General features: G+C 61.2%; 25 protein-coding genes. 14 read left to right on the top strand and 11 right to left on the bottom strand.

The features are described 5' to 3' along the window. Positions 1–121: 121 nt before the first annotated feature. The 3 genes from DVJ77_RS06790 (at position 122) to DVJ77_RS06780 (ending at position 3,578) form a co-directional block, all read left to right on the top strand. Positions 122–1,423, top strand: a complete 1,302-nt coding sequence (locus DVJ77_RS06790; protein WP_114844686.1) for a DUF5690 family protein — start codon at positions 122–124, stop codon at positions 1,421–1,423. A gap of 358 nt (positions 1,424–1,781) precedes the next feature. Continuing rightward, positions 1,782–2,933: an alpha/beta fold hydrolase gene (locus DVJ77_RS06785; protein WP_162791395.1), complete on the top strand. Its 1,152-nt coding sequence runs from the start codon at positions 1,782–1,784 to the stop codon at positions 2,931–2,933. Positions 2,934–2,996: 63 nt separating this feature from the next. After that, a complete protein-coding gene (locus tag DVJ77_RS06780; RefSeq protein WP_114844684.1) occupies positions 2,997–3,578 on the top strand; it encodes a hypothetical protein in 582 nt (193 codons plus the stop codon). On the opposite strand, the gene phnN is transcribed toward DVJ77_RS06780, so the two are convergent. The 3 genes from phnN to phnF are packed head-to-tail and all read right to left on the bottom strand — an operon-like array spanning position 3,564 to position 5,547. Then, entirely contained in the window at positions 3,564–4,163 is a 600-nt protein-coding gene (gene phnN, locus DVJ77_RS06775) for a phosphonate metabolism protein/1,5-bisphosphokinase (PRPP-forming) PhnN (protein WP_114844683.1), read from the bottom strand. The genes DVJ77_RS06780 and phnN overlap by 15 nt on opposite strands. Continuing rightward, positions 4,160–4,816, bottom strand: a complete 657-nt coding sequence (locus DVJ77_RS06770; RefSeq protein ID WP_114844682.1) for a DUF1045 domain-containing protein — start codon at positions 4,814–4,816, stop codon at positions 4,160–4,162. Before DVJ77_RS06770 ends, phnN begins: the two co-directional genes overlap by 4 nt. Continuing rightward, positions 4,816–5,547 (bottom strand): phosphonate metabolism transcriptional regulator PhnF, encoded by a 732-nt coding sequence (phnF, locus tag DVJ77_RS06765; RefSeq protein ID WP_114844681.1) that lies wholly within the window; start codon positions 5,545–5,547, stop codon positions 4,816–4,818. Before phnF ends, DVJ77_RS06770 begins: the two co-directional genes overlap by 1 nt. A 146-nt stretch (positions 5,548–5,693) precedes the next feature. Between phnF and phnG the strand changes: the two genes are divergently transcribed. The 8 genes from phnG to DVJ77_RS06725 all read left to right on the top strand — a co-directional run bounded on the left by phnG (position 5,694) and on the right by DVJ77_RS06725 (position 12,128). After that, entirely contained in the window at positions 5,694–6,140 is a 447-nt protein-coding gene (phnG, locus tag DVJ77_RS06760; protein ID WP_114844680.1) for a phosphonate C-P lyase system protein PhnG, read from the top strand. Next, positions 6,140–6,715 (top strand): phosphonate C-P lyase system protein PhnH, encoded by a 576-nt coding sequence (gene phnH / locus DVJ77_RS06755; protein ID WP_114844679.1) that lies wholly within the window; start codon positions 6,140–6,142, stop codon positions 6,713–6,715. Before phnG ends, phnH begins: the two co-directional genes overlap by 1 nt. Beyond that, entirely contained in the window at positions 6,716–7,870 is a 1,155-nt protein-coding gene (locus tag DVJ77_RS06750; RefSeq protein ID WP_114844678.1) for a carbon-phosphorus lyase complex subunit, read from the top strand. Beyond that, positions 7,867–8,706, top strand: a complete 840-nt coding sequence (locus tag DVJ77_RS06745) for an alpha-D-ribose 1-methylphosphonate 5-phosphate C-P-lyase PhnJ (RefSeq protein WP_114844677.1) — start codon at positions 7,867–7,869, stop codon at positions 8,704–8,706. Before DVJ77_RS06750 ends, DVJ77_RS06745 begins: the two co-directional genes overlap by 4 nt. Then, a complete protein-coding gene (phnK, locus tag DVJ77_RS06740; RefSeq protein WP_114844676.1) occupies positions 8,703–9,473 on the top strand; it encodes a phosphonate C-P lyase system protein PhnK in 771 nt (256 codons plus the stop codon). The genes DVJ77_RS06745 and phnK overlap by 4 nt, the downstream gene beginning before the upstream one ends. An 11-nt stretch (positions 9,474–9,484) precedes the next feature. Next, a complete protein-coding gene (gene phnL, locus DVJ77_RS06735) occupies positions 9,485–10,177 on the top strand; it encodes a phosphonate C-P lyase system protein PhnL (protein ID WP_225427858.1) in 693 nt (230 codons plus the stop codon). Positions 10,178–10,239: 62 nt separating this feature from the next. Then, positions 10,240–11,382 carry an alpha-D-ribose 1-methylphosphonate 5-triphosphate diphosphatase gene (locus DVJ77_RS06730; protein ID WP_114844674.1) on the top strand — a complete coding sequence of 381 codons (1,143 nt, stop codon included), beginning with the start codon at positions 10,240–10,242 and terminating at the stop codon, positions 11,380–11,382. 110 nt (positions 11,383–11,492) lie between these two features. Then, positions 11,493–12,128, top strand: a complete 636-nt coding sequence (locus DVJ77_RS06725) for a Rossmann-fold NAD(P)-binding domain-containing protein (protein WP_114844673.1) — start codon at positions 11,493–11,495, stop codon at positions 12,126–12,128. Positions 12,129–12,193: 65 nt separating this feature from the next. On the opposite strand, the gene DVJ77_RS06720 is transcribed toward DVJ77_RS06725, so the two are convergent. From DVJ77_RS06720 to DVJ77_RS06705, 4 genes are all read right to left on the bottom strand, one after another. Further along, positions 12,194–12,631, bottom strand: a complete 438-nt coding sequence (locus DVJ77_RS06720; RefSeq protein WP_114844672.1) for a GNAT family N-acetyltransferase — start codon at positions 12,629–12,631, stop codon at positions 12,194–12,196. 99 nt (positions 12,632–12,730) lie between these two features. Continuing rightward, on the bottom strand, positions 12,731–13,450 hold the full coding sequence (locus tag DVJ77_RS06715; RefSeq protein WP_114844671.1) for a C40 family peptidase: 720 nt from the start codon (positions 13,448–13,450) through the stop codon (positions 12,731–12,733). 216 nt (positions 13,451–13,666) lie between these two features. Next, entirely contained in the window at positions 13,667–14,407 is a 741-nt protein-coding gene (locus tag DVJ77_RS06710; RefSeq protein ID WP_114844670.1) for a YggS family pyridoxal phosphate-dependent enzyme, read from the bottom strand. 66 nt (positions 14,408–14,473) lie between these two features. After that, complete coding sequence (locus DVJ77_RS06705) at positions 14,474–15,898, bottom strand: M20 family metallopeptidase (protein WP_114844669.1); 1,425 nt, start codon at positions 15,896–15,898, stop codon at positions 14,474–14,476. 217 nt (positions 15,899–16,115) lie between these two features. On the opposite strand from DVJ77_RS06705, the gene DVJ77_RS06700 reads away from it, so the two are divergent. From DVJ77_RS06700 to DVJ77_RS06690, 3 genes are all read left to right on the top strand, one after another. Then, positions 16,116–16,445, top strand: a complete 330-nt coding sequence (locus tag DVJ77_RS06700; RefSeq protein ID WP_114844668.1) for a ComEA family DNA-binding protein — start codon at positions 16,116–16,118, stop codon at positions 16,443–16,445. Between the two features lie 112 nt (positions 16,446–16,557). Further along, positions 16,558–17,025 carry an SET domain-containing protein-lysine N-methyltransferase gene (locus DVJ77_RS06695; protein WP_114844770.1) on the top strand — a complete coding sequence of 156 codons (468 nt, stop codon included), beginning with the start codon at positions 16,558–16,560 and terminating at the stop codon, positions 17,023–17,025. Between the two features lie 30 nt (positions 17,026–17,055). Then, the gene (locus DVJ77_RS06690) at positions 17,056–17,595 is read left to right on the top strand and encodes a GNAT family N-acetyltransferase (protein WP_114844667.1); all 540 of its coding nucleotides are present in this window, start codon (positions 17,056–17,058) and stop codon (positions 17,593–17,595) included. Positions 17,596–17,737: 142 nt separating this feature from the next. Here the strand turns inward: DVJ77_RS06690 and DVJ77_RS06685 are convergent, their stop codons facing one another. The 4 genes from DVJ77_RS06685 to DVJ77_RS06670 all read right to left on the bottom strand — a co-directional run bounded on the left by DVJ77_RS06685 (position 17,738) and on the right by DVJ77_RS06670 (position 23,589). Beyond that, a complete protein-coding gene (locus tag DVJ77_RS06685) occupies positions 17,738–18,634 on the bottom strand; it encodes a hypothetical protein (protein WP_114844666.1) in 897 nt (298 codons plus the stop codon). Continuing rightward, a complete protein-coding gene (locus DVJ77_RS06680; protein WP_225427857.1) occupies positions 18,634–20,868 on the bottom strand; it encodes a M1 family metallopeptidase in 2,235 nt (744 codons plus the stop codon). Before DVJ77_RS06680 ends, DVJ77_RS06685 begins: the two co-directional genes overlap by 1 nt. 130 nt (positions 20,869–20,998) lie before the next feature. Continuing rightward, positions 20,999–22,597 (bottom strand): sulfite reductase subunit alpha, encoded by a 1,599-nt coding sequence (locus DVJ77_RS06675; RefSeq protein ID WP_225427856.1) that lies wholly within the window; start codon positions 22,595–22,597, stop codon positions 20,999–21,001. 20 nt (positions 22,598–22,617) lie between these two features. Then, a complete protein-coding gene (locus tag DVJ77_RS06670) occupies positions 22,618–23,589 on the bottom strand; it encodes an FAD:protein FMN transferase (RefSeq protein ID WP_114844664.1) in 972 nt (323 codons plus the stop codon). Positions 23,590–23,609 lie beyond the last annotated feature (20 nt).

The following is a 23,609-nucleotide window of genomic DNA, read 5'->3' as shown; positions in this document are numbered from 1 at the left end:
TCGGGTGCTTGCGATAACAGCTAAAAACGCTCCAACACGCCCAAGTACCCACCTAGACATCGCCACAGCACTGTAACCTGCGGCCGCCACGCTGCCAGGCACTCCCCTGAGGATTGCCTGCGTGCGCGTGGTTTCTTGGTTATCTGGCCCTAACCGACATCCGGTTATCGCCCACTTGTTGGCCGGTGGCGCGGCCTTTCTGGCCTACGCGTCGATGTATGCGTTCCGCAAGCCGTTCACGGCCGCCTCGTTCGAGGGCATGCATTTCGCCGGCGTGGATTACAAAGTGTGGCTGGTGATCGCACAGGTGCTGGGCTACATGCTGAGCAAGTTTCGCGGCATTACCTGGATCGCCGAAATGCAGCGGCACAGTCGGGCCCGTGCCCTGGCCGGGCTGATCGGCTTCGCCTGGGTGGCTTTGCTGGGCTTCGCGTTAACGCCGGCACCGTGGAACATCGCTTTTCTGTTTCTCAACGGCCTGCCGCTGGGCATGGTGTGGGGCGTGATCTTTGGCTATCTGGAAGGCCGTCGCGGTACCGAGCTGATGGCCGCCTGCATGTGCGCCAGCTTTATCGTCGCCTCCGGCGTGGTGAAGTCGATCGGCATGTGGCTGATGGTGAGCCATGGCGTCAGCGAATTCTGGATGCCGTTCGCCACGGCACTGCTGTTTGTGCCATCGCTGTGTTTGTCGGTATGGATGCTGGAGCGCCTACCGCCGCCGAGTGCCGCCGATATCGCCGCGCGCAGTGCACGGGTGCCGATGGACGCCCGCAGTCGGCGTGCTTTTCTACTGCGCTTTCTGCCTGGTGTGGCGATGATCGTGGTGGCTTATGTGGCGTTGACGATTGCTCGCGATTTTCGCGACAACTTCGCGGCGGAGATCTGGGCCGACCTGGGCCGTGGCGGCGATGCTTCGGTATTTACCGCCACCGAAGTACCCATCGCCATCGCCGTACTGTTGATTACCGCCTGCACCATGGCCGTGCGCGACAACTTGAAAGCGTTGATGCTCAATCACCTGCTGATCTTTATCGGCTTCGCTACCGCGGTGCTGGCTACCTGGTTGCATAGCATCGGCAAGCTCGATTCCCTGGGTTGGATCGGCGGCAGCGGCTTTGGCCTGTACCTCGCCTACGTGCCTTACAACTCCACCTTTTTCGAACGCATGCTGGCGACCTTTCGCGTCGCCGGCAATGTGGGCTTTGTGATGTATATCGCCGACTCCAGCGGCTATCTGGGCAGTGTCGCCATCATCCTGTTCAAGGAATTCGGCGGCATGCATTTGTCCTGGGCGACGTTCTACGCCGATACGGTAGTTACGCTATCGAGCATCGGCATGCTGATTACCTTGAGCTCGGCGATCTATTTCAAGACCAAGGCGCGGCAAGCCAGCGTGCCGGCAGGGCTGCCGACACCGGCCTAAGAGCCTGTTCAAAGTCTCCCCGTAGCCCGCGTTGAGCTGCTGTGGCCGCCAGGTGGTAGTGCGTGGCGCAGCGCCTGACTGGCCGTCAGGTCAAGCCGCGCGCTGGCGCATGGCGGCCACAGCGGCTCAACCCTTCGGGCCGGGGCTGTTTGCACCCATGACCGCGTCATCACTCAGTCGTGTACCGACGTACACTCTTTCGTTCTTCCTTGTCCTGCGTGCAAACAGCTCCCGGCGCGGGCCACGGGGAGACTTTGAACAGGCTCTAAGACCTATGGCCATGGCGACCGGCACAGTCGCGGCATTATTGCCGATGGCATGATGCGCGCTGGCAGCCGCGCCAGCTCAGGGAATACCCGTGTCGATATCTGCTCATACCACACGCCGATGGTTTATCTGCGCTGCGATGGCGCTGCTTACGATGGTTGGCACGGCCTCTGCGGATACACCCGCCAAGCCGGCCGCCAATCCGCCTCCCGATGCCGCGACCATTCTGCGCAACGTTCGCAAGATCGTTACCCCCGATGGCATCGAGAATATGACCACGGTGGAGATTGGCGGTATTCGGCAGTGGATCTCGGTGCGCGGCCGGCATCGGGACAATCCCATTTTGTTGTTTCTCCACGGCGGCCCTTCGCTGACCTCGATGCCCGCGAGTTACAGCTATGCCGGCCCATGGGAAGAGTATTTCACCGTCGTGCAATGGGATCAGCGCGGCGCCGGCAAAACCTATCGGGAAAATGATCCGGCGAAGATCGCGCCGACCATGAGCGGCGAGCGCATGCTGGCCGATGCCGAGGAGCTGATCGCCTGGCTGCGCAAGACCTATAACAAGCCGAAAATCGTATTGGTCGGCCACTCGTGGGGCAGTGTACTCGGCGTCAAGCTGGCGCAACGTCACCCGGACTGGTTCTATGCCTATGTCGGCGTGGGCCAGGTAGTGAATATGCAGCAGAGCGAGGCGATGGGTTATCAGACGACCTTGGATGCAGCGCGACGCGACGGCAATACCGAGGCGATCAAGGCATTGGAAAGTATCGCGCCCTACCCCGACCCCGACCTCACCAATGCGGAAGCTGTCAAAAAAGCCATCGGCAAGCTCGGTGTCGACCGCCAATGGATGTCACGCTATGGCGGTTATTTTCATGGCGAGAAAACCGGTCACGATCCGCAGTTGATGTCGATCAGCCCCGATTACGACGCCAAGGATCTCGAAGCCCGTAATGCCGGCATTGCGTTCAGCATCCCATTGCTATGGACGGAGTTGATGAAAGTCGATTTCACCGACACCACGCAATTCGGCTGCCCGGTCATACTTTTTCATGGCCGTCACGACCTCACGGTATCGGCCACGCTGGCCAGCCAGTGGTTTGCCAATGTGAAAGCACCACAGAAGAAAATGGTCTGGTTCGAAGACTCTTCGCACATCTTGTTTGAAGAGGAATCCGGGAAATTTCTGCTAAGCCTGGTACAGGATGTGTTGCCGCTGACCCACGATTCAAAGCCTTGACGCCCCCTCCTCCCCGAACGAAGAGAGGATAGAAAAGGTCGCCTGAAAACATACGGAAGCACTGTGAGAAATATCTTCGCCACGATCAGTTTTTTGCTGTCCATACTTCTCGCCGCTGGTGCGCACGCAGACTGCTTAAAGCTGAGATCGTCGGCGGGCAGCTACGAATTATGCAAAGCGCACGACAAGGTGCTGGCAAAGGACGAGCATGGCGCGCTTAAGCTGGACCCGAGAATCAGCGCGCCAATCGATCAGTCCGATGATTTCTTCGCCGTGGATGCCGCATTGCCCAAGGCCGAAAATAGCGAGGCCGAAAATAGCGCCGTCATCTACGTGAGAATACCGTCGGCCCCGAATGCAGGGGGGCGTGGCTACTGTGGTGCAGGCGATGAGGACTACATGCTTCTAGTGGAGAGAAAGGAACGATCCCTGCGCTTACTCGACCGCCTGCTTATTCAAAGTTGCCTGAAGAACATTTCACTGGCGTCGGATCAGGGCTATGACCCGCGGCACGCCTTGAAAACAGGCGTTTCGCCCGTTATTGCAAGCTTCGACCTGTTGCTGCCCGGTGACTCGCCTGTCAAGAAAAAACAGGTGATATTGAAGGACAACAAGCTTTTGATGCTGGACTCAACACGGCCTTGAGCCACTCTTATTTTTAGCATTGCCGTCTCGCTCGGCCACCGCGCCCGACTTATAGATCGCTTCCAGCAAGGTGGCCCCGGCCTCAGCCACGCTGCCGTTGTTATGAATCACCCATGCGCCCAACGGTGCTTGATAAGCATCGCATCGCGCTAATCGGGCAGCGATGTCGGCCGTCGTCTCACGCCCGCGTGCCGTCAGGCGCGCGGCGATGACATCGCGATTGGCGGTAATCAACACAGGCTGCATGGCAGGGAAGCGCTCGCAAGCCAGAGTGTAGGCATCGCGCGAACCGTTGACCAATACATCGGCGCCGCGACCCATCCAGTGCTCGATCTCGCGGCCGATACCGTAGTGCAATCCATGCGCCTGCCAGGTCAGCGCGAACAGGCCACGATGTGTGCGCGATTGAAATTCCGCATCGCTCAGCGCGACGTGGTTTTCGCCTCCGGCATGCGCGGGCCGGGTGATATAGCGATGTGCGCAAAGCACACCATGAGGAATGCCATGCTCGCGCACCCAGCCCAGCACGCTGTCTTTACCTGCGCCGGACGGACCCATTACGTAGTACAGACGCCCTTCGTTCACGCCCTCTTCTCCATGCGCAATGGCATCCGTTCAATCAGTTCGAAATCCGCGCCCGGCGAGGCTTCGCGGCAGATGGATAAAGTATCGATCAGCGCCGATGAAAGCTTTGTCACTAGCGGCTCCAGCGCCTGGTGCAGGATTTGCTCTTCAAGCGGCGTAGCCGGCGCCGACAAGGTCATATGAAAGCGATAGCGATCGAGTACGTAGGGGTAACCGTAGCGATTCAGCAAGGCGAGTTCGGTGGCATCCAGACCCATGGCACGGCGCTGTTTCGCCAGCTCGTCGATCAGCGCCCGCATCGGCTCAAGTGCCTGCACGCACGCCGCCGCCAACGCATCTATCGCAACATGCTCACTCGACGGGCGCAGAGCTAGAAAACCGGCCAACCGATCGAGCTTCAGGGGCAGCGCAAAGGGAGTAAAGCTCTGCGCGACGGCCGCAACGGCCTGGCGCAGATCTTGGTAACTCATGCCAGCAGTCAGTACGAACGGCGCATGGATAGTCGCATGCCAGCCGTAGCGTCGCGCATCGCGTAATAGCTCGCCTATTCGCGCTGAAGTAATGCCAGGCAATTCACTGGTCGCCAACCAGTCCTGACCAAAACGATCCAGTTCGCTACCCGCTGCGGGGCAGTAGTAAATCGCGTAGCGCATCAATCGTCCGCCATTAAGATAAGTTGCACCCAATCGCCGGAGAAGCGCGTGATGCCGTATTGCACAGGCATGCCGCGTGGATCGGCATTGATCGATTGCACATGCAGCACGGGTCGATTCGGTAATTGCTTCATCAGCTTGGCGGTGGCCGCTTCGGGCAATCGCGCGGAAACACGCGTGTGCTTGCGCACATAATCGTTGACGCCGAACTCGCTCAACGTGCGGGTAACCGACTGTAGACGCCGATACACCTCGGGCAGGCCAGGAAAGCGCATTGCGGGAAAATAAGCCGTGCTGTGATCGACGATATGCCCATCGGCATGACTCAAGGTGTCGATGCGATAAACATATTCGCTGCGCCCCAGCCCCAGGGCTTCGGCAACCTGGGTCGGCGGGATCTCGCGAGCATCCTCAAGAATCTCGATATCGGCCTCGACATTGAGATTGCGCATATTTTGGGTGAAGCGGGTGCGCTTGCTGATCGCGTAATCCAGCGTCTGTTCCTGCACAAAGGTGCCGCGCCCTTGCTCGGTGCGCACCAGGTTGCGCTGCTCCAATGCCGCCATGGCCCGGCGTACCGTGTGCCGGTTGACGTCGAAGCGAGCTGCCAGCTCCTGTGCCGATGGTAGCTGGTCGCCCTGGCGCAAGCGCCCTTTGAGGATGTCCTCGGCGAGGATCTCGCCGATCTGACTCCATAGCGCGATACCGCGCCCCCGTTCGATTTCACTCATGCCACTGCCCTCATACCAGTTCACCCGCCTGTCTATTCACCGTCACGGCAGCGGCACGCTGGCCTGCTGAAATGTGTCTTGCAAGGGGTCCCCACGCCCCGGCCTGTATAGATAACTAGACAAATGTGACAAACCAAGGAACCCACATGGACTCCTCCCCCCACTTGGCACGCGCGCAATGGATGTCATTGCTGGCGCAGGCCGAGCCAGCCGAGCTGGCCGCAGCGATGGAAGCATTCGCTCTGCCCGCCGATATCACCTGGCTGCGACCGCCACAGACTGGCTTGTATATGTTGCGCGGCCGTGTCGGTGGCACTGGCCCGCAATTCAATCTCGGCGAAATCACCGTAACCCGCTGCAGCGTGCAGGTCGGCACTCGTATCGGCCACGCCTGGGTGCGCGGCGGCCATACCCGCCACGCCGAACTGGCCGCCTATGCCGATGCGCTATTGCAGGACAACGAGCAGCGCCCGCGTCTTAGCGAGCGCGTACTGGAACCGCTGCGGCTGGCCCTGCAGGCGCGGCGCGAAGCGGCCAGCCGCAAGGCCGCCGCCAGCAAGGTGGAGTTCTTTACTGTCGTGAGGGGTGAATAATGCTTGCCGCTTTTGCTGATCCCGTTTTCGACAGCCAGCGCAATTTCCGCGAGCTATTGCAAGCGATGGCCCGCCCGATGCAGCCACGCGAGCTGCCGCTGCTGCCGCCTTCGCCCGCACCGATCGCGCCGGCCGCCATGGCCGTGCTGCTGACGCTATGCGACACCACCACCGCGGTATGGCTGCAGCAGCCGAACGAGGAGGCGGCGCAACACTTGCGTTTCCATACCGGCACTCGGCTGGTCGAAAAGCCTGCCGAAGCGGATTTCGCGTTGATTTCGGAACCTGCATCCATGCCGCCGCTGGAAGCCTTTGCGCACGGCGACATGCGCTATCCCGATCGCTCGGCCAGCCTGATCGTACAAGTGGCGGGGTTTCGTACCGATGCCGGCGCACGCTTTACCGGCCCCGGCATTCGCGATAGCGCACAGCTTTCGATTGATGGCCTGCCCCAGCGCTTCTGGCAACAACGCGCCGCCATGGCCGCGCTGCTGCCGCTGGGCATCGATGTGTATTTCGTTAGCGCCAACCACGTGGCCGCACTGCCGCGTACGACCCGCACGCTGGAGAGTTGAATGTACGTTGCCGTGAAAGGCGGCGAGCAGGCGATCGCCCGTTCGCTGGAATTACTCGCCGAAGCGCGACGCGGCGATACCGCCGTGCCGGAACTGGAGCTGGCGCAGATCCGTCAACAGCTACGCCTGGGCGTTGCGCGGGTGATGCAAGAGGGCTCGCTGTACGACGAAGAGCTGGCCGCACTGGCGATACGCCAGGCCGCCGGCGACATGTTGGAAGCGATCTTTTTGCTGCGCGCTTATCGCACCACCCTGCCCCGCTTTGGCTACACCGAAGCGCTCGATACCACGGCAATGCGCGTGCGTCGGCGTGTCTCAGGTACGTTCAAGGATGTCCCTGGCGGACAGGTGCTCGGCCCCACTTATGACTACACCCAGCGTTTGCTGGAATTCGGGCCGACCATCCCGGCTACTGTCGTTGAAGCGGAAGAGCCACTCGCCGCATCGATGCCGCGCGTACTCGATTTGCTCGATGCCGAGGCGTTGATTGAACGCATCGATGCCGGCAGTGATCCAGAGCCGATCGACCTGACCCGCGAACCGCTGATGTTCCCTGCCGACCGGGCTACCCGCATGCAGAACCTGGCGCGCGGCGATGAAGGTTTTCTACTGGGCATGGCTTATTCCACCCAACGCGGTTACGCCGAGAGCCATCCCTTTGCCGGCGAAATCCGCATGGGCGAAGTCGATGTGCTGGTGTGCCCGGAAGAGCTGGGCTTTGCCATCGAAATCGGCTCGATCACCCTTACCGAGTGCCAGATGATTAATCAGTTTCACGGCGGTAACGGTTTGCCGCCGCAGTTCACGCGCGGCTATGGCCTGAGCATGGGCGAAAGCGAGCGCAAGGCCATGTCGATGGCGCTGGTCGATCGTTCGTTGCGCTGCGACGAGCTGGGTGAAACCTCGTATGCGCCGGCACAAAACCAGGAGTTTGTGTTGTCGCATTCGGACAGCGTCGAAGCCTCCGGCTTTGTGCAGCATCTGAAGCTGCCGCACTACGTGGATTTCCAAGCCGAGCTGTCACTGCTGCGCACCTTGAGCGCACAACATGCGCGCACGGCGAATACCCCGATAGCCGAGCCCGTGGTTAAAGAGCATGCCGTCGCTACAGAGCAGGCATTCGATCAACGCCTGTCGGTGGAGGCGCAGTCATGACGCCGAGCTACAACTTCGCCTTTCTCGACGAAAACACCAAGCGCATGCTGCGCCGCGCGCTGCTCAAGGCGGTGGCGATCCCCGGCTATCAGGTACCGTTCGGCAGCCGCGAAATGCCGCTGCCTTATGGCTGGGGTACCGGCGGCATCCAGGTCACCGCTGCCCTGCTGGGGCCGGATGATGTACTGAAAGTGATCGACCAGGGCGCCGACGACACCACCAACGCGGTCAATATCCGCCGCTTCTTTTCCCGCGTGGCGGGCGTGGCTACGACCGAGCGGACCAGCGAAGCGAGCGTTATTCAGACCCGCCATCGCATTCCCGAAACATCGCTGCGCGAAGATCAGATTCTGGTGTTTCAGGTACCGGAACCCGAGCCGCTGCGCACGCTGGAGCCGCGCGAGGCCGAAACCCGCACTCTGCATGCACTGGCCGACTATGGATTGATGCACGTGAAGCTGTACGAAGACATCGCTCAATACGGGCATATCGCAACAAGTTACGACTACCCGGTGCTGGTGGATGGCCGCTTCCTCACCTCGCCTTCACCGATCCCGAAGTTCGATAACCCCAAGCTGGACCACTCGCCGGCCTTGATGCTGTTTGGTGCCGGACGCGAGAAACGTCTTTACGCGATTCCGCCCTATACCAAGGTGGAAAGCCTGGCCTTTGACGATCACCCGTTCGAGATCCAGCAATGGGAGGAAACCTGTGCCCTGTGCGGTTCCGGCAAAAGTTACCTGGACGAAGTCGTCGTCGATGACCAGGGCACGCGCATGTTCGTCTGCTCCGACACCGATTACTGCGGCCAACGTCAGGCGGAGATGCCGTCATGAATGCTCTGCTGCAAGTACGCAACTTGAGCCGCCATTACGGGCAGCGTATCGGCTGTCAGGATGTGGACTTTGATCTGCGTCCCGGCGAACTGCTATGCATCGTCGGCGAATCGGGCTCGGGCAAGTCGACCCTGCTCAACACCGTGGCCGCGCAATTGGAGCCCACTGCCGGCACGGTTCGCTATCGCCAGCGCGATGGTCGCTGGCTGGACATCGGCGCCTTGAGCGAAGCCGATCGCCGCCGCCTGGCCCGTGAGGAATGGGGCTTCGTCACGCAAAATCCCCGCGACGGCCTGCGCCTTAATGTCAGCGCCGGCGCCAACGTGGCCGAGCGACTGATGGCGCTGGGCATGCGTGACTATGGCCGTCTGCGTGACATCGCCAAGGGCTGGCTGGAGCGGGTGGAGATTGACCCTTCGCGTATCGACGACGCGCCTACGGGGTTCTCCGGCGGTATGCAGCAACGCTTGCAGATTGCCCGCACGCTAGTGACACAGCCGCGCCTGGTCTTTATGGACGAACCCACCGCCGGCCTGGATGTCTCGGTGCAGGCGCGCATTCTCGACTTGTTGCGGCGGCTGGTGAACGAACTTGGACTGGCCGCGGTCATGGTCACTCATGATCTGGCGGTAGCGCGTTTGCTCGCTGCGCGCACGATGGTGATGCAAGGCGGCCGCGTCGTCGAAACCGGGCTGACCGATCAGATCCTCGACGACCCGCAGCACCCCTATACCCAACTACTCGTTTCCTCGGTGCTGACCACATGACCGCCCCCCTCATGCTTCAACTTCGTGGCCTCGCCAAGTTCTTCGAGCTGCATCACCAGCACGGCGCTCGCTTGAACGTACTCGACGCGCTCGATCTCGATGTGCACGCCGGCGAATGCGTAGTACTTTCCGGCCCTTCCGGCGCCGGCAAAAGTACGTTGCTGCGGGTAATTTATGCCAACTACCGTACCAGCCACGGCGCGGTGCGCGTGCGCCATGACAGCGACTGGCTCGATCTGGCCCAGGCCACGCCGCATCAAGTACTCGATGTACGCCGGCGCACACTGGGTTACGTCAGCCAGTTTCTGCGGGTGATTCCACGCGTGCCGACACTGGATATCGTGGCCGAGCCATTGATCGAAAGCGGCGCCTCGGCCGTGGAAGCACAGCAACGGGCCGGCGCCCTGCTGCATCGACTCAACGTCCCCGAGCGACTGTGGCGATTGCCGCCCGGCACCTTCTCAGGTGGCGAGCAGCAGCGTGTAAACATTGCCCGTGGTTTGATCGTGCGACGCCCGATACTGCTGCTGGACGAGCCCACTGCCTCGCTCGATGCCGATAACCGCGCCGTGGTGGCGCAATTGCTGGAAGAGGCGCGCAGCGCCGGCTCCGCTGTGCTTGGCATCTTTCACGACGAAGATATGCGCGATCGCGTGGCTACTCGGCTTTTTTCTATGCAAGCACTTGCCGATGCGCCAGCTTGAAGCCGCCTGAATAACTAGAGATACCGAATCTTAGCGACGCCGACTTTAGAGAAAATGAAGCCATGACCGACCTCGTTCTGACCAACGCCCGCATCGTGCTCGACAACACGGTGTTGCACGGCACCTTGATCGCCCGCAATGGCGTTATCCGATTGATTGACGAAGGCCCGACCCAGGCCCCCGGCGCCATCGACTGCGAAGGCGACTACGTCGTCCCCGGACTGATCGAACTGCATACCGACAACCTCGAAAAACACCTGATGCCTCGCGCCGGCGTGATCTGGCCCGCCCTGCCCGCCGTGCTCACCCATGACGCGCAAGTCGTCGCCGCCGGCATCACCACCGTCTTCGATGCTTTGTCGGTGGGCGACCTCGAAGAGGAAAGCGTGCGCATCGAAACCCTGCGCGGCACTTACGATGCGATTCTCGCCGGCCAGGCCAGCGGTGCGTTGCGTGCCGATCACTGGATTCACTTGCGCTGTGAGCTGGCCTATCCACGCCTGCTCGAAGCACTCGAACCACTGATGGATCACAGCAGCGTGCGCCTGATGTCGCTGATGGATCACACCCCCGGCCAGCGCCAATATCGCGACATCCAGCAATACCGCAAGTACTACAGCAAAAACCGCACGAGCTGGACCGAAGACGAATTCACCGACATGGTAAGCCGTCGCGTGGATCAACAAGCCACCTTTAGCTCACGCCACGAAAGCGCGGTGTTGGCGATGGCCAAAGGCAAGGACATCGTGCTGGCCAGCCACGACGATACCGATGTGCAACAGGTTGAACACGCGCACCGTATCGGCGTGAGCATTTCCGAATTCCCCACCACCCACGAAGCCGCCGAAGCCGCCCGCAAACTCGGCCTGACCACCGTAATGGGCGCCCCCAATGTCGTCCGCGGCGGCTCGCACTCCGGCAACGTCGCCGCGATGGAGCTGGCCCACACCGACCGCCTCGACATGCTGTCGTCCGACTACGTACCAGCCAGCCTGCTACACGGCGCCTTGATGCTGCACACCCAGGCGGGCTGGTCGATGCCGCGCGCCATCGCCACTGTCGCCGGCAACCCGGCGCAAGCCCTGGGCTTTCAGGATCGCGGACAGATCAGGCTGGGTTATCGCGCCGACCTGGTGCGCATGCGTGCGGTGGGCGATATGCCGGTGGTGCGCAATGTGTGGGTCCGCGGCGAACGGAGCTTTTAATAAGGTAAAGGCCGGGGCACACGTTTCTGCGCTAACTTCGCCGCCCCTGACGCGCTATCGTGCTCTCCTGGCCCCGGCACACCGGGGCTATCGCCGGAGTGACTGATCGCATGACCACCACGCCACGCCACGTCCTGCTTGCCGGTGCCACGGGTTTGACCGGCGGCCATCTATTGCAGCGGCTGCTCGACGATCCTGCCGCGCCGCAGGTGCTTGCGCCGACGCGACGGGCCTTGCAGGCGCATCCGCGGCTGCAGAACCCGGTGGGCGTGCTGAGTCGTCTGGTGCCGCAACTGCGTGGAACGGTCGATGCGGTTTTCTGCTGTCTTGGTACCACCATTCGTCAGGCGGGTTCACGTGAAGCCTTTCGCATGATCGATTACGAGCTGCCGTTGGCCTTAGGCAGGCAGGCATTGACGCTGGGGGCACGACACTATTTGCTGATTAGCTCATTGGGCGCCGACCCCACGTCGCGAGTCTTCTACAACCGCGTCAAAGGCGAATTGGAGCAAGCGCTGCAGGAGCAAGGCTGGCCGCAGTTGACCATCGTGCGCCCCTCGTTGTTGCTCGGCCGCGCCAAGCCACGGCTAGGCGATCGATTGGCCCCGCTCTCACGCATCCTGCCCAAGCGCTGGAGCGGTATCGAGGCAAGCACGCTGGCCAGCGCGTTATGGCGGCTCGCACAAGACGATGAACCCGGCTTGCGCATCATCGAGTCGGATGCGCTGCAGCGCCTGGGGGCCTAAAAGCTCTTGGAGCCTGTTCACGATCTCCCGGCGGCTCGCGCCGAAACCGTTTGCGCGCAGAACAGCTAAACCAGCGGGTAGTCGTAGCGGATAAATCCGTTGAAACTGGCCAGGTTGTCGTAGAGCGCACGCGCCGTTTTATTGTCTTGCTTGGTCGTCCAATAGAGCCGCGCTGCGCCGCGCTTCCTGGCGATGGCAGCCACATGGTCGATCAACGCACGGGCAGCACCTTGCCCACGCGCACGCTCATCGACGAACAGGTCCTGTAGATAGCAATACTCACCCACCCAGACCGTGGTGTGAAACAAGATGTGCGCGATGCCGACCAGCTTGCCGTCCAGATAGGCGCCGAAGCCGTGCAGCTCCCGGTTCTGCATCAGCCGCTGCCAGGTGTCCTGGTAGCCCGAGTCAGGCACAAACGTCTGGTAGAAATCCTTATAGCCGCGAGCCAAGACCTCCCAACCCGATTGATCCGGCGGACTAAGCGGTGCGATCTCGATCATAAGAGCCTCTGATGTCCGGTAGCGCACACTATCGCACTCTCTGCGCCGCATAAAAAAAGCCGCCCGGAGGGCGGCCTTGAACTGCGGAAACCTGTGCGCTCAGCCGCGCTGTGCGACGGCCATGCCTTCTGGACGCTTGGCACCGGCGAAACGCTTGGCCCAATAGCTTTCATCCAGGTTGTCCACGCGCACGGCCTTGCCGCGCGACGGCGAATGAATGAACTGACCGTGGTCGATATAGATGCCGACATGCGAAATGCGGCCTTTACCACGACGCCCGGCGGTGCGGAAAAACACCAAGTCGCCCGGCTGCATCTCGGCGCGGTTGACCTTGAGGCCGGCGAGGAACTGCGAAGCGGAGTTGGTCGGCAACTCAAGTCCGATCGCATGGGCGAACACATAGCGAACGAAGCCGCTGCAATCGAAACCGGTGGAAGGATCGCGGCCGCCGCGCACGTAACGGATGTCACGCAGCTTCATGGCCAGGCCGATCAGCGTCTTGTGCAGATCGGCGGAATTGTTGATGGCGCCTTCTTGCTCGTCATCGGCGAGGTGGGCAGCCGGCGTCAACTCGCCAGCCATGCTCAACGCCGACTCGCTTTGCGGCATAGGTGCCTGCAAGGTCAACGGCGTCGGCAACACAGACTGCGCCAGCATGGACGCCGGCGCAAAGATCGGGAGCTGGGTAAGCAAATGCGGGGGAGTGATTGTGCCGACAGCCGACGAGGGGGTAACCGTACTGGTCTGGGCGAAAATGGAGCCGGAACTGAGCGCTGCAACGGCGAGCACAGAGAGTACGGTCAAACGCTTCATTGGCATGCAGGAAACCCCATCGCGGTTCACAGGATGAGTCGCCCGCATTGCCGACGACCGTGATGAAGGAGTGAACTTATCAAAGCGAGCCGGGAGGTATGTTCGATTGAGGTTAACTAAACCCCAGCGTTTCGAAATTTGGCACGCCTGATGCTTGCGGGTAACCCCATGACAGGAAAAGAAATGTCCTTTTAACAGCCATATCCATGAATGTTTAATGAACTATTTAGGTAATTCAGGCCAGTAATAGCTATCCGCGTGAGGCCGGCTTCCAAAAATCGCCGTACCGATCCGCACCTCAGTCGCTCCTTCGGCAATCGCCAGCGGAAAATCCCCACTCATGCCCATCGAAAGGCGCGTCAAATCATGGCCTTGTGCCACAGCCTGAGTACGCAGCTCGCGCAATAGCCGGAAACAGGCGCGCACCTCTTGCGGCTCGGTGGAGTGGATCGCCAGGGTCATCAGGCCACGCACACGCATCGTGTCGTAGCCACGCAAGCTGTCTAGAAAGGCGGGCAGCTCCTCGGGCGGCAGGCCGTACTTGCTCTCCTCGCGCGAGGTTTTCACCTGTACCAGCACATCGATCACACGGCCTTCGGTCTGTAGTCGGCGATGCAGCGCCTCGGCCAACTCAGGGCGGTCCAGCGACTGCACCTCGCTGGCCAACCGCGCTACGTCCTTGACCTTATTGGTCTGCAGATGGCCGATCATCACCCAATCGATAGCGCAGTCGGCCAGCGGGCCGGATTTGTCGCGGATCTCCTGCACCTTGTTCTCGCCGAAACGATGCAGCCCCAGCGCTACTGCCGCGCGGATCACTTCCGGCCCGAAGGTTTTGCTGACCGGCAGAATGTTTACCTCGGCCGGATCGCGCCCCGCCTCGCGGCAGGCCGCGTCCACGCGCTGGCGGATCGCTGCCCACTGAGTGGCTAGATAAGAGTAGTCGTCAGGGGCAGGAGTCATGGCTTGGCAGTGATGATGAGAAAAACGCCTTCTCCCCGTGGGGAGAAGGACAAAGAACGCATTGCCTCAGCTCTTGACGCTCTGCTGGTAATGCCGCGCCACCACTTCGGCCACCACCATGCTTACTTTCTTGCCGGTGGGGATGTGCAAGAACTCATTCGGGCCGTGCGCGTTGGAGTGCGGGCCGAGTACACCGGTAATGAGGAACTGCGCCTGCGGGAATTTCTCGCCCAGCATGCCCATGAACGGAATGCTGCCGCCCTCGCCCATGTAAGCGGCCGGCGCGCCGAAATGATTCTTCGAGGCCTCGGCTACGGCCTCTTCCAGCCACGCCGACAACTGCGGCGCATTCCAACCGCTGCCGTCCTTCTCCAGCTTGAAGCTGACCTTGGCGCCATACGGCGGATCTTTCTCCAGCAACTCCTTCACCAACTGGCCGGCCTTGGCGCCGGAAAGTGTCGGCGGCACACGCAGACTGAGCTTTACCGAGGTCTTCGGGCGCAGCACGTTACCGGCGCTTTCCAGCGGCGGCATACCGTCCACGCCGGTGACTGCCAGTTGTGGCCGCCATGTGCGGTTGAGTACCAGCTCAGTAAGGTTTTCGGTGGTCGGATGCATGCCTTCGACAAAGGGAAACTTGTCGTATACCGCCGTACCCAGCACCTCGGCCGAACGCTTGGCTTGCTCGATGCGCTGCGGCGGAATCTCCACATATAGTTCTTTCGGCTGGATCACGCCGGTGGCGGGATCTTCCAGGCGCGAAAGCAGATCGCGCAGGATGCGGAAGCTGGACGGCACCACCCCGGAGGCATCGCCGGAATGCACGCCCTCTTCCAGTACCTGCACGGTCAATTCGCCGCCGGTCATGCCGCGTAGCGACGTGGTCAACCAGAGCTGGTCATAGTTGCCGCAACCTGAGTCGAGGCACACCACCAGCGACGGGTTACCGATGCGCGCGGCCAAATGGTCCACGTAGTACGGCAAGTCATAGCTGCCGGATTCTTCGCAAGCCTCGATCAGGATCACGCAGCGGGCGTGCGCCACGCCTTGCTCACGCAGCGCCAGCAAAGCGGCGAGCGAACCGAAAATGGCGTAACCGTCGTCGGCGCCGCCGCGGCCGTACAACTTGTCGCCCTTGATTACCGGCGTCCACGGGCCGAGGCCCTCGGCCCAGCCGGTCATCTCCGGCTGTTTGTCGAGATGGCCGTAAAGCACCACGGTATCGTCACCGCTGCCGGGAACCTCGATATAAATAAGTGGCGTGCGCCCTTCCAGCCGTACCACCTCGAGCGTCGCGCCCGGCAAAGCGGAGAGTTTGGAGCGCGCCCAGGTCTCCATCAGTTTTACCGCGGCATCCATATAGCCGTGCTCGACCCACTTAGCGTCGAACATCGGCGACTTGTTGGGAATGCGGATGTACTCGACCAATTGCGGCACGATCTCGTCGTCCCAAAGGCCGCTGACAAAACTGGAAAGACGGACGGTATCCAAGGCGTGACTCCTGCAAATCGGGAAAACACGCATTGTATCAGTGACTCCCGAATGGCTTGCCTGCACTGACAAGGTGTAGGGCCCCTCCGACAAACCCATAGGTCATATACGCACTGCGTATAGGCCTGCAGGCCGACTGCATCATCTGGACCGAATCGGCATATTCACCCCACGGCCCAAGGAAAGCCGTGCTCACATCCGAAAAAGGAGAGTCACTATGCTTCGCAAACTTACCGCACTGGCCATCGCCTTAGCGCTCGCCCTGCCGGCATTCGCCGCCACCCCCGTCAACGTCAATAAAGCCGATGCCGAAACCCTGGCCAAATCGCTCGACGGCATTGGCTTGTCTAAAGCCAGTGCGATCGTTGCCTGGCGCGACGAACATGGCTCATTCAAAAACATTGATGAGCTGACCCAGGTCAAGGGCGTGAGCGCCGCCACGCTGGAACGCAACCGCAGCGCGATCCTGCTTAGCGATGACGGCGTCGCCAAAACCGACAAATCGAGCAAAAACAAAATCAAGGCCAAGAAAGCTGCGGAGGAATAACACCCAGGGGTCGCCCAAACAGTAGGAATGAGGACAAGAAGCAACCGGCAGGGCCATGGCAGGCCTCGCCGGTTGCGCTACACTCCGCGCCTCTCAAACCGCCCGCGCCGCCATGATTCTTCCGCGTTACCGCATTGCCCCCTCCTCCATCGAGGGCGCCGGCAAGGGTTTGTTTCTAGAAGAAGATATCGCCACCGGGCGAATCATTACGGCGCCCGATGCCATCGACAAGACCTGGCGTTATGACGAACTCACCAGTTCGCCGGAGCTGAAAACCCAGCTCTATGCCAGCGCCCGCTGGTTTGAAGACCGCTATACGGTTTCGCCGGACTGGCCGGACGAATGCTTTATCAATCATAGCTTTGCGCCGACCGGCCTGTGGCATCTGGGCTTTGTGTTCGCCCTGAGCGATCTGCCCGCAGGCACCGAAATCACCGTGGATTACCGCCACCTGCTGCCTCCGGGCCAGCAGGAGGATTTTGTCGATACGGCGACAGGTGAGAGAATTGTCGGCTTGCCCTGGCCCGAAAGTCTGGCCATGAGTACCCGTACGCTCTCCAAATTGTTAGGCAGCCTGTAACTCAGGCCGCCCATATCAGCCGATGCCGTGATGTCCGATATCCCTATCCTCGAAACGAAACGCCTGCGTTTAACCGCGCTGACCGACCGACATTTCGACGACTACGCCGCGATGCTCGCCGACCCTGCCAGCACCCGTTGGATCGGCGACGGCCAACCGCTGGACCGCAGCAATGCCTGGCGCTCGCTGGCGATGCTGCTGGGCCATTGGCAACTACGCGGCTACGGCATGTGGGCACTGGAATTGAAATCCACGGGCGAGTTCATCGGCCGCGCCGGCCTGATGTATCCAGAGGGTTGGCCCGAACTGGAACTGGGCTGGATGCTCAAGCCCGAATACCGCCACCACGGTTACGCCACCGAAGCCGGTTGTGCCGTACTCGAATTCGCCTGGCGCAAGCTACGCGCGCGGCGGATCATCAGCATGGTGCGTATCGGCAATGAAGCTTCCGACCGCGTCGCCGAACGTCTCGGCGGCGAGCATATCGAAGACATGGATTTCTACGGTTGCCACAACCATGTATTCGCCTATTACCCGCCGACTATCGAGAGCCGTTGCGCTTACGCCTGACGGGGAACGGGGAACGGGGAACGGGGAACGGGGAACGGGGAACGGAATAAAGCGTGGCCGCTCGCCGCTTCCATGCAAGCGGCTTTAGTCGTGACGACCCCGGCAGAAGCCAGCCCGAAGCGTCACGACTAAGGCCATTACGTTAAAGCCGCGACGACGTCAGCGAGCGCGATACCTCAGCCAATGCGAACAGCCGCGCGGTGCGAGTCCAGCCCAGCGCCACCACGATCAATTGGCTGAGCAGGAACGCTGCGACAAAACCGCCCAGGCCGATCGCCGGCACCTGGATACGCGCCATACCCAAGGCCAACACCGCCAGATAACCGATCGCGCTGACCAGCAGATAGGCAAACAAGGTGCTGAACGGACGCCGCAGCAACTGCATAAAGCCACGCCAAAGCGCGCGTGTCGCCGAACGCAAGCCGGTATCGGCGATAAAGGCAGCGCGTGCCGATTCCACCACCGCATGCAGCAGCACAAACAACACCCCGGCGGCCAACAACGCAGCTTGCTGACTCGCGTCGGCTTGTGATTTGAGCACCGCAGCCTCGATACGTTCGTCCGCCATATTGAAGCCGAGAGTCGACAGGCCGATAGCGATGGCAAAGGGCAGCAGCGACCACAGCATCAAGCGAAACATGCGCCCATATTCAACCAGGCCACCCTGCAGAAGCTGGCCGAAGCCAAGCGTGCGCCCTGCCCGACCGCTGGCGATCACCATGCCGTTAAGCCAGGGCGCGAGCGCCAGAGTCAACACCAGGCCAAGCATCACATTGGCCCCGAACATCGACGACAGATCACCCCATGTCCGCATGGTGTCGCCAAACATGTTGGTATCGAACTTTTGCGCCCAGGCATCGGCATGCACCGAGGAATCGAGCAACCCGCTCAAGGCTTTCCATATGGGCAAGGCGACTACTGCTGCCGGCAATAGCAGCAACACCAGCCACAGCAGCAACAGGCGCCACTGCAAAGCAGTGAACAATGCACGCGCCACGGCACCGAGATTCACACGACGAGACATCTTGTTGTAGGCCATCAGAGGGTCACCAGAAATGCGTAGAAAGCCTGCACCAAGGCCCCGACATCGGCCCCCCAGCGACGCGACGCCGCGCCATTGGGCTTGGTCGTCAGGCTGTCATTGAGTTTGTTCGCGTCCAGATAGATCTTCTGTTCGGGATCCAGTTCGGCCGAGACGATCTTCGTCGGCTTGGTGAAAACGAAACGCGCCCAACGACGGTCGTCATTCCAATGCACATCCTCGCTACTGCCGTCGGCGAACTTCACCCGCAGTAGCTGCGGCACCTGCGCTCCATCACGCACCACGGTGACCGTGCCGCGCCAAGGAAAGGGGCCGCCACTGTCGGGCTTGGCATCGGGATGGGCCTTTTTCCAATCACTGCGCTGCTTGGCAATCTGCTTATCCAGCGCATCCGCATCGACCTCGCTGCGCTTGCCGTCTTTCGATTCGGAACCGGCCAGCGGCAGCACCTCTTTGTTGTCGATCGCACTTATACGGTCGTCGATTTTCGCGGTACCGAACACGTACTGATCGAAAACTTCATTGACGGTTTTCGCATCGCCTGACACATCGATCAACGCAGCACGCAAATCGGCGACGGATGGATGACGGAAATGCCAGCGCTTGTAGTACTCGCGGAAAGCGCGCTCGGTGACCTCCTTGCCTAGGCGCTCTTCGAGATCATGCATCGCCGTGGCCGTGCGCGAATACACCGTGCCGTAACTGCTGCTGGACAGGCGATTCCAACTGTTCTGGCCGAGCGGATCCACCGGCCGGCCGAGCCCGGCGGACATGCGCTCCATCGCGAATACGTCCATGGTCGGGGTCATACCCAGCCGACGCATCCACGTTGTCGGAACCAAGATGCGCTGGTTGCGCTCACGCAGCATGCGCTGGTCCCAGTATTCGTTGAGCCCCTCGTCCAGCATGGGCTCTTCGAATTCATTGGAGGCGAGCAAGCCATAAAAATAGCCGTGACCGAATTCGTGGATGGTGACAAAGTCGATCTCCCACTGATCCGCCGTCTGCGAATCGATCTTGGCGTAGCCCTCAGCGGTGAAAAAGGTCGGGTACTCCATGCCACCGGCTTCGTCGGCGTTGTATGGCGGCACCACCGCAGTCACTGTGCGATAGGGATACGCGCCCAACGTGTTCGAAAAATAGGCCAGCGAATCCAGCGTCGCCTTCAACACCGGCTGCGCACTGGCCAGATATTCCGGCGGATAGATAACCCGCACCGCCACCTTCGGACTACCCGGCCCGACATAGCTGGCATCCAGCGTCTGATAGCCCTTGGCCGCGACCCAGGCAAAATCGTGCACGTCGCCCTGCACGAAGCGATAGGTCGTCTTGCCGTCCTTCTTGACCGGCTCGCCTTGCTGCTCGCCTACCGCGCCAACGGTGTAGTCCGACGGCACCGTCATGCTCACGTCGTAACTGCCGAAATCGGCGTAAAACTCGCTATTGAAATGGAACTCGTGCACGTTCCAGCGTGGTGCAGTGGCGCCACGCTCACCCGGCAACTCCAGCACACCGATTTTCGGAAACCATTGCCCGACCATATTGAAATCGCCGAAGTAACCGGTGCGTTCGATCACGCGCGGCAACTGGCTGAGGAAGTCGATGTCCAGCGTCAACGTGCCGCCGGCCGGCACCGGCTCGGCCAGATCAATGCGCACCACGGTCTGATCCGCTTCCGGTCCGCCGTCGGGGTGCACAAAAGTCCATTTCAGCGGCGCGGCGCTTTGCCGCACCTGCTTGAGTTCAATCCAGCCCCACTGTCCTTTCTTCACCGCCCCCCGGCCACGAGAATCGCCATGCGCGGTAAGTACGCTGCGCTCGGTAAAAAAAGTGCTGCGCTCATTTTGGAAAGCGTTGAGATAAAGATGCATATAAACGCTGTGAACGGCACGGTCACTGCGGTTGCGCCAGGTCATCTGCTGCTTGCCGTTGATCGCATGCTTAGCCGCATCCAGCTCTGCATCGATGCGGTAACTGACCACCCGGTCAGACAAAGTCGCTTCATTGCCCGTGCGCTCGCCACCCCAGGCATTGGCCGCACTGGGCACGCTCACCGCGGCAGCATCGGCACCGACGAGTGGAATCTCGGGCGGCACCGCCACGGCCGTCGAACTGGCTGCCGCGGGCTGTGCTGCGGCTGCCACGCCTTGAGCCATTGATATCGACGACTGCGCAAGGCAACTCGCCAGTGCCAGCCAAAAAATACCGATCTTGCCTACCCGTATCCCCATCTCGCCCATCTCCCCGAGTGATAGCGCAGCGTGCGTTATCCGCGTGCCGGCGTCATAGGCCAGAGGTCACATCAGCCTGATCCCCGACAAACTAAGGCATGGCGACCGCGGTCGTCCACACAAGAACTTGCTAGTACACATCGCGCCGATAGCGCCCTTCGCTACGCAACTGCTCAACCTGTGCCGCCCCCAGCACCTCGCGCAACACGGCGTCCACCCCCGGAGCCATCCCGGCAAGACTGCCGCAGACATAGATCGCTGCGCCGTCGGCCACCCATTGCCGCAGCGCATCGGCAGCCTCATGCAAACGCTGCTGCACATGGATACGCGCGGCCTGTTCGCGTGACCAGACCAAGTCCATGCGCTCGATATAGCCGTCCAATTGCCAGCGCTCGATATCGTCTCGATAGTAATGGTCATGAGCCGACTGGCGTTCGCCAAACAGCAGCCAATGACGCCGCTGGCCGTTGGAAATGCGCGCTTTCAACAAAGCACGCAGGCCCGCCAGACCGGTACCGTTGCCGATCAGAATCAGCGGCTGTGCATCTGTCGGCGGATGAAATTGAGGATTGCTGCGAATGCGCAGCGAAATATCATCACCGAGTTCGGCATGCATGGTCAGCCAGCCGGAGCCACATCCCAGACGGCCATCTTCGCGACGCATCTGCCGCACCAGCAAATGCAGTGCGCCATCGACCGGCAACGATGCAATCGAGTATTCGCGATGCGGTAATGGTTGCAGGCTGGCAAGCAAACGCGCCATGGGCCAGCCGCGCACCTCATCGGCGGCCGGCAGATGACTGCATGCGAGCAGTTCGGCCAAACGCCGTGGCGTGTCCTCCACATGCACCATCGCATCGCCATCAAGCGATAGTTGCGCCAGCCATTCCGACACGTGTTCTGCGGCATGTCGCGGCCCCACCTCGACCAGATCGCCGGCCTGCCAATCGGCTACGCCATCGAACGGCCGTAAAGCCAGATGAAAACATGGCCCGCCCAGGCTGCCGGGATTGAGCAAGCGTCGCTCACATAGTTGCCAACGCTGATACTGCGGGCGCTGCCAATCCGGCATCTCACTAGCGCCGCTGAGCAAGGTCAGATGATGCTGCCAATGCCGCAACGCGGCGGGGTCGCCGTTATCGACCTCGACCGGATCGAACAGCGACTGCGCCGCACTGCTCTGCAACCAGTGTTGCAGTTGACGTCCGAAGCCACAGAAGTCTTGGTAATCGCTATCGCCCAACGCCAGCAAGCCATATTGCAACCCGGCCAGATCGACCGGCTCGCGCATCCAGCGCTGCAAGAAATGTGCAGCACTGTCTGGCGCATCACCCTCGCCGGTGGTGCTGACGACAAACAACACACGGCCTGCCGCACGCATCGCATCGGGGTCGAGCCGCTCCAACTCGATCAAACGCGCCGGCAGCGACGCCACCTGCAGACTTTGCGCGGTTTGCCTCGCCCATTGTTCGGCGGTGCCTGTTTGACTGGCATAGGCAATCACGATCGACGCTTCGTACGCGGACAGCGGCAGCGCATCCGCCCTCGCTGCACGCCACCGCCATACAGTAAAGCCGAACCAGAGCAGTATCGCCGTCGCAGCGCCCGACCACCGAAGCAACCCCGGATCGCTCCAGTACAACTCGTCGGCGTGCAACGAGAACAATCCGCACGCGAGCAGTATCAGTAACGCAAGCAAGATCGCATTGCCGAAAGTCGCGCGTTTCATAGACACGCTGTCGCATGGCGTCATGCCCGCAATGCCGCCGCAAATGCCGCCGACATGCGTTCGTACAGACCATGCTCGCCACGCAGGATAAACAACACCGCCAAACCGCGCGCCTCCGCATACGCCAACCCTTGTTCCGGGCCGAGTATGGTCATCGTGGTACCCAGCGGGTCCGCCTGCAGCGCATCCCTGGCCAGCACGCTCACCGAGGCGACGGCATGCGGCACCGGCCGCCCATCGCGGGGGTCGATATGGTGTGAATAAACCTGACCGCCGTCCTCGTAGTGATGCCGATAATCGCCTGAGGTGGCAATCGCACGACCGCTCAGGGCAAGTGTGCACTCCAACTGGTCAACCCGCTCGACCGCACCGGCGGCGGCATCGGGGCGCTCAATGCCGATACGCCATGGCATGCCGTCCGGCTTGATGCCATAGCCTTTCAACTCTCCACCCACTTCGACCAGCCAAGCTGTCGCGCCCATGCGGTCCAGCCAGCGACCGACCTGATCGACGCTGTAGCCCTTGGCCACCGAGGACAAATCGAGCTGGATGCCGCCTGGCTGAAACGCTTGCCGGGTCGTCGGATCAAGCTTGATCTTCCACCAGCCGATGCGCCCATGCGCCTCGGCGATAGCGTCGGCCGAGGGTCGTTCACGCGCGCGCTGACCGGGCCCAAAACCCCATAAATTCACCAACGGCCCCACCGTGGGGTCGTAAGCGCCGCCACTGTCGCTGGCCAGCCATATGGCGTGGCTCACTACCTCGAAAAACTCCGCACGAAGCTCATACCAGCCAGTCGATGCAGCGTTGAAACACGACAACGCCGATGCTGGCTTATAGGTGCTCATCTGCTCGTCGACTCGGTCGAGCTGGTCTTGTATCCCGTATTGCAAGGCATCCAACGGAATGCTTTGCGGCACGACCACGCGCACCGACCAGGTGGTGCCCATGGTCAGGCCGTGCAGATTGTGTAGCGCGGGAGCGCGAGTCATCGACGGGGGATGCGTGCTTT

Origin of the sequence: Dyella tabacisoli (assembly GCF_003350925.1) — a bacterium.
In the GTDB taxonomy this organism is placed as follows: domain Bacteria; phylum Pseudomonadota; class Gammaproteobacteria; order Xanthomonadales; family Rhodanobacteraceae; genus Dyella_C; species Dyella_C tabacisoli.
Note: the sequence above shows the minus strand (reverse complement) of the source record. Positions and strands in the feature narration are given on the sequence as shown.

What these genes read in the sequence shown, in the direction of transcription:
- DVJ77_RS06770 (WP_114844682.1), bottom strand. Translation starts at nt 4,816, where the DNA reads ATGCGCTACGCGATTTACTACTGCCCCGCAGCGGGTAGCGAACTGGAT.
- phnF (WP_114844681.1), bottom strand. Translation starts at nt 5,547, where the DNA reads ATGAGTGAAATCGAACGGGGGCGCGGTATCGCGCTATGGAGTCAGATC.
- phnG (WP_114844680.1), top strand. Translation starts at nt 5,694, where the DNA reads ATGGACTCCTCCCCCCACTTGGCACGCGCGCAATGGATGTCATTGCTG.
- phnH (WP_114844679.1), top strand. Translation starts at nt 6,140, where the DNA reads ATGCTTGCCGCTTTTGCTGATCCCGTTTTCGACAGCCAGCGCAATTTC.
- DVJ77_RS06750 (WP_114844678.1), top strand. Translation starts at nt 6,716, where the DNA reads ATGTACGTTGCCGTGAAAGGCGGCGAGCAGGCGATCGCCCGTTCGCTG.
- DVJ77_RS06745 (WP_114844677.1), top strand. Translation starts at nt 7,867, where the DNA reads ATGACGCCGAGCTACAACTTCGCCTTTCTCGACGAAAACACCAAGCGC.
- phnK (WP_114844676.1), top strand. Translation starts at nt 8,703, where the DNA reads ATGAATGCTCTGCTGCAAGTACGCAACTTGAGCCGCCATTACGGGCAG.
- phnL (WP_225427858.1), top strand. Translation starts at nt 9,485, where the DNA reads ATGCTTCAACTTCGTGGCCTCGCCAAGTTCTTCGAGCTGCATCACCAG.
- DVJ77_RS06730 (WP_114844674.1), top strand. Translation starts at nt 10,240, where the DNA reads ATGACCGACCTCGTTCTGACCAACGCCCGCATCGTGCTCGACAACACG.
- DVJ77_RS06725 (WP_114844673.1), top strand. Translation starts at nt 11,493, where the DNA reads ATGACCACCACGCCACGCCACGTCCTGCTTGCCGGTGCCACGGGTTTG.
- DVJ77_RS06720 (WP_114844672.1), bottom strand. Translation starts at nt 12,631, where the DNA reads ATGATCGAGATCGCACCGCTTAGTCCGCCGGATCAATCGGGTTGGGAG.
- DVJ77_RS06715 (WP_114844671.1), bottom strand. Translation starts at nt 13,450, where the DNA reads ATGCCAATGAAGCGTTTGACCGTACTCTCTGTGCTCGCCGTTGCAGCG.
- DVJ77_RS06710 (WP_114844670.1), bottom strand. Translation starts at nt 14,407, where the DNA reads ATGACTCCTGCCCCTGACGACTACTCTTATCTAGCCACTCAGTGGGCA.
- DVJ77_RS06700 (WP_114844668.1), top strand. Translation starts at nt 16,116, where the DNA reads ATGCTTCGCAAACTTACCGCACTGGCCATCGCCTTAGCGCTCGCCCTG.
- DVJ77_RS06695 (WP_114844770.1), top strand. Translation starts at nt 16,558, where the DNA reads ATGATTCTTCCGCGTTACCGCATTGCCCCCTCCTCCATCGAGGGCGCC.
- DVJ77_RS06690 (WP_114844667.1), top strand. Translation starts at nt 17,056, where the DNA reads ATGTCCGATATCCCTATCCTCGAAACGAAACGCCTGCGTTTAACCGCG.
- DVJ77_RS06685 (WP_114844666.1), bottom strand. Translation starts at nt 18,634, where the DNA reads ATGGCCTACAACAAGATGTCTCGTCGTGTGAATCTCGGTGCCGTGGCG.
- DVJ77_RS06680 (WP_225427857.1), bottom strand. Translation starts at nt 20,868, where the DNA reads ATGGGGATACGGGTAGGCAAGATCGGTATTTTTTGGCTGGCACTGGCG.
- DVJ77_RS06675 (WP_225427856.1), bottom strand. Translation starts at nt 22,597, where the DNA reads ATGAAACGCGCGACTTTCGGCAATGCGATCTTGCTTGCGTTACTGATA.
- DVJ77_RS06670 (WP_114844664.1), bottom strand. Translation starts at nt 23,589, where the DNA reads ATGACTCGCGCTCCCGCGCTACACAATCTGCACGGCCTGACCATGGGC.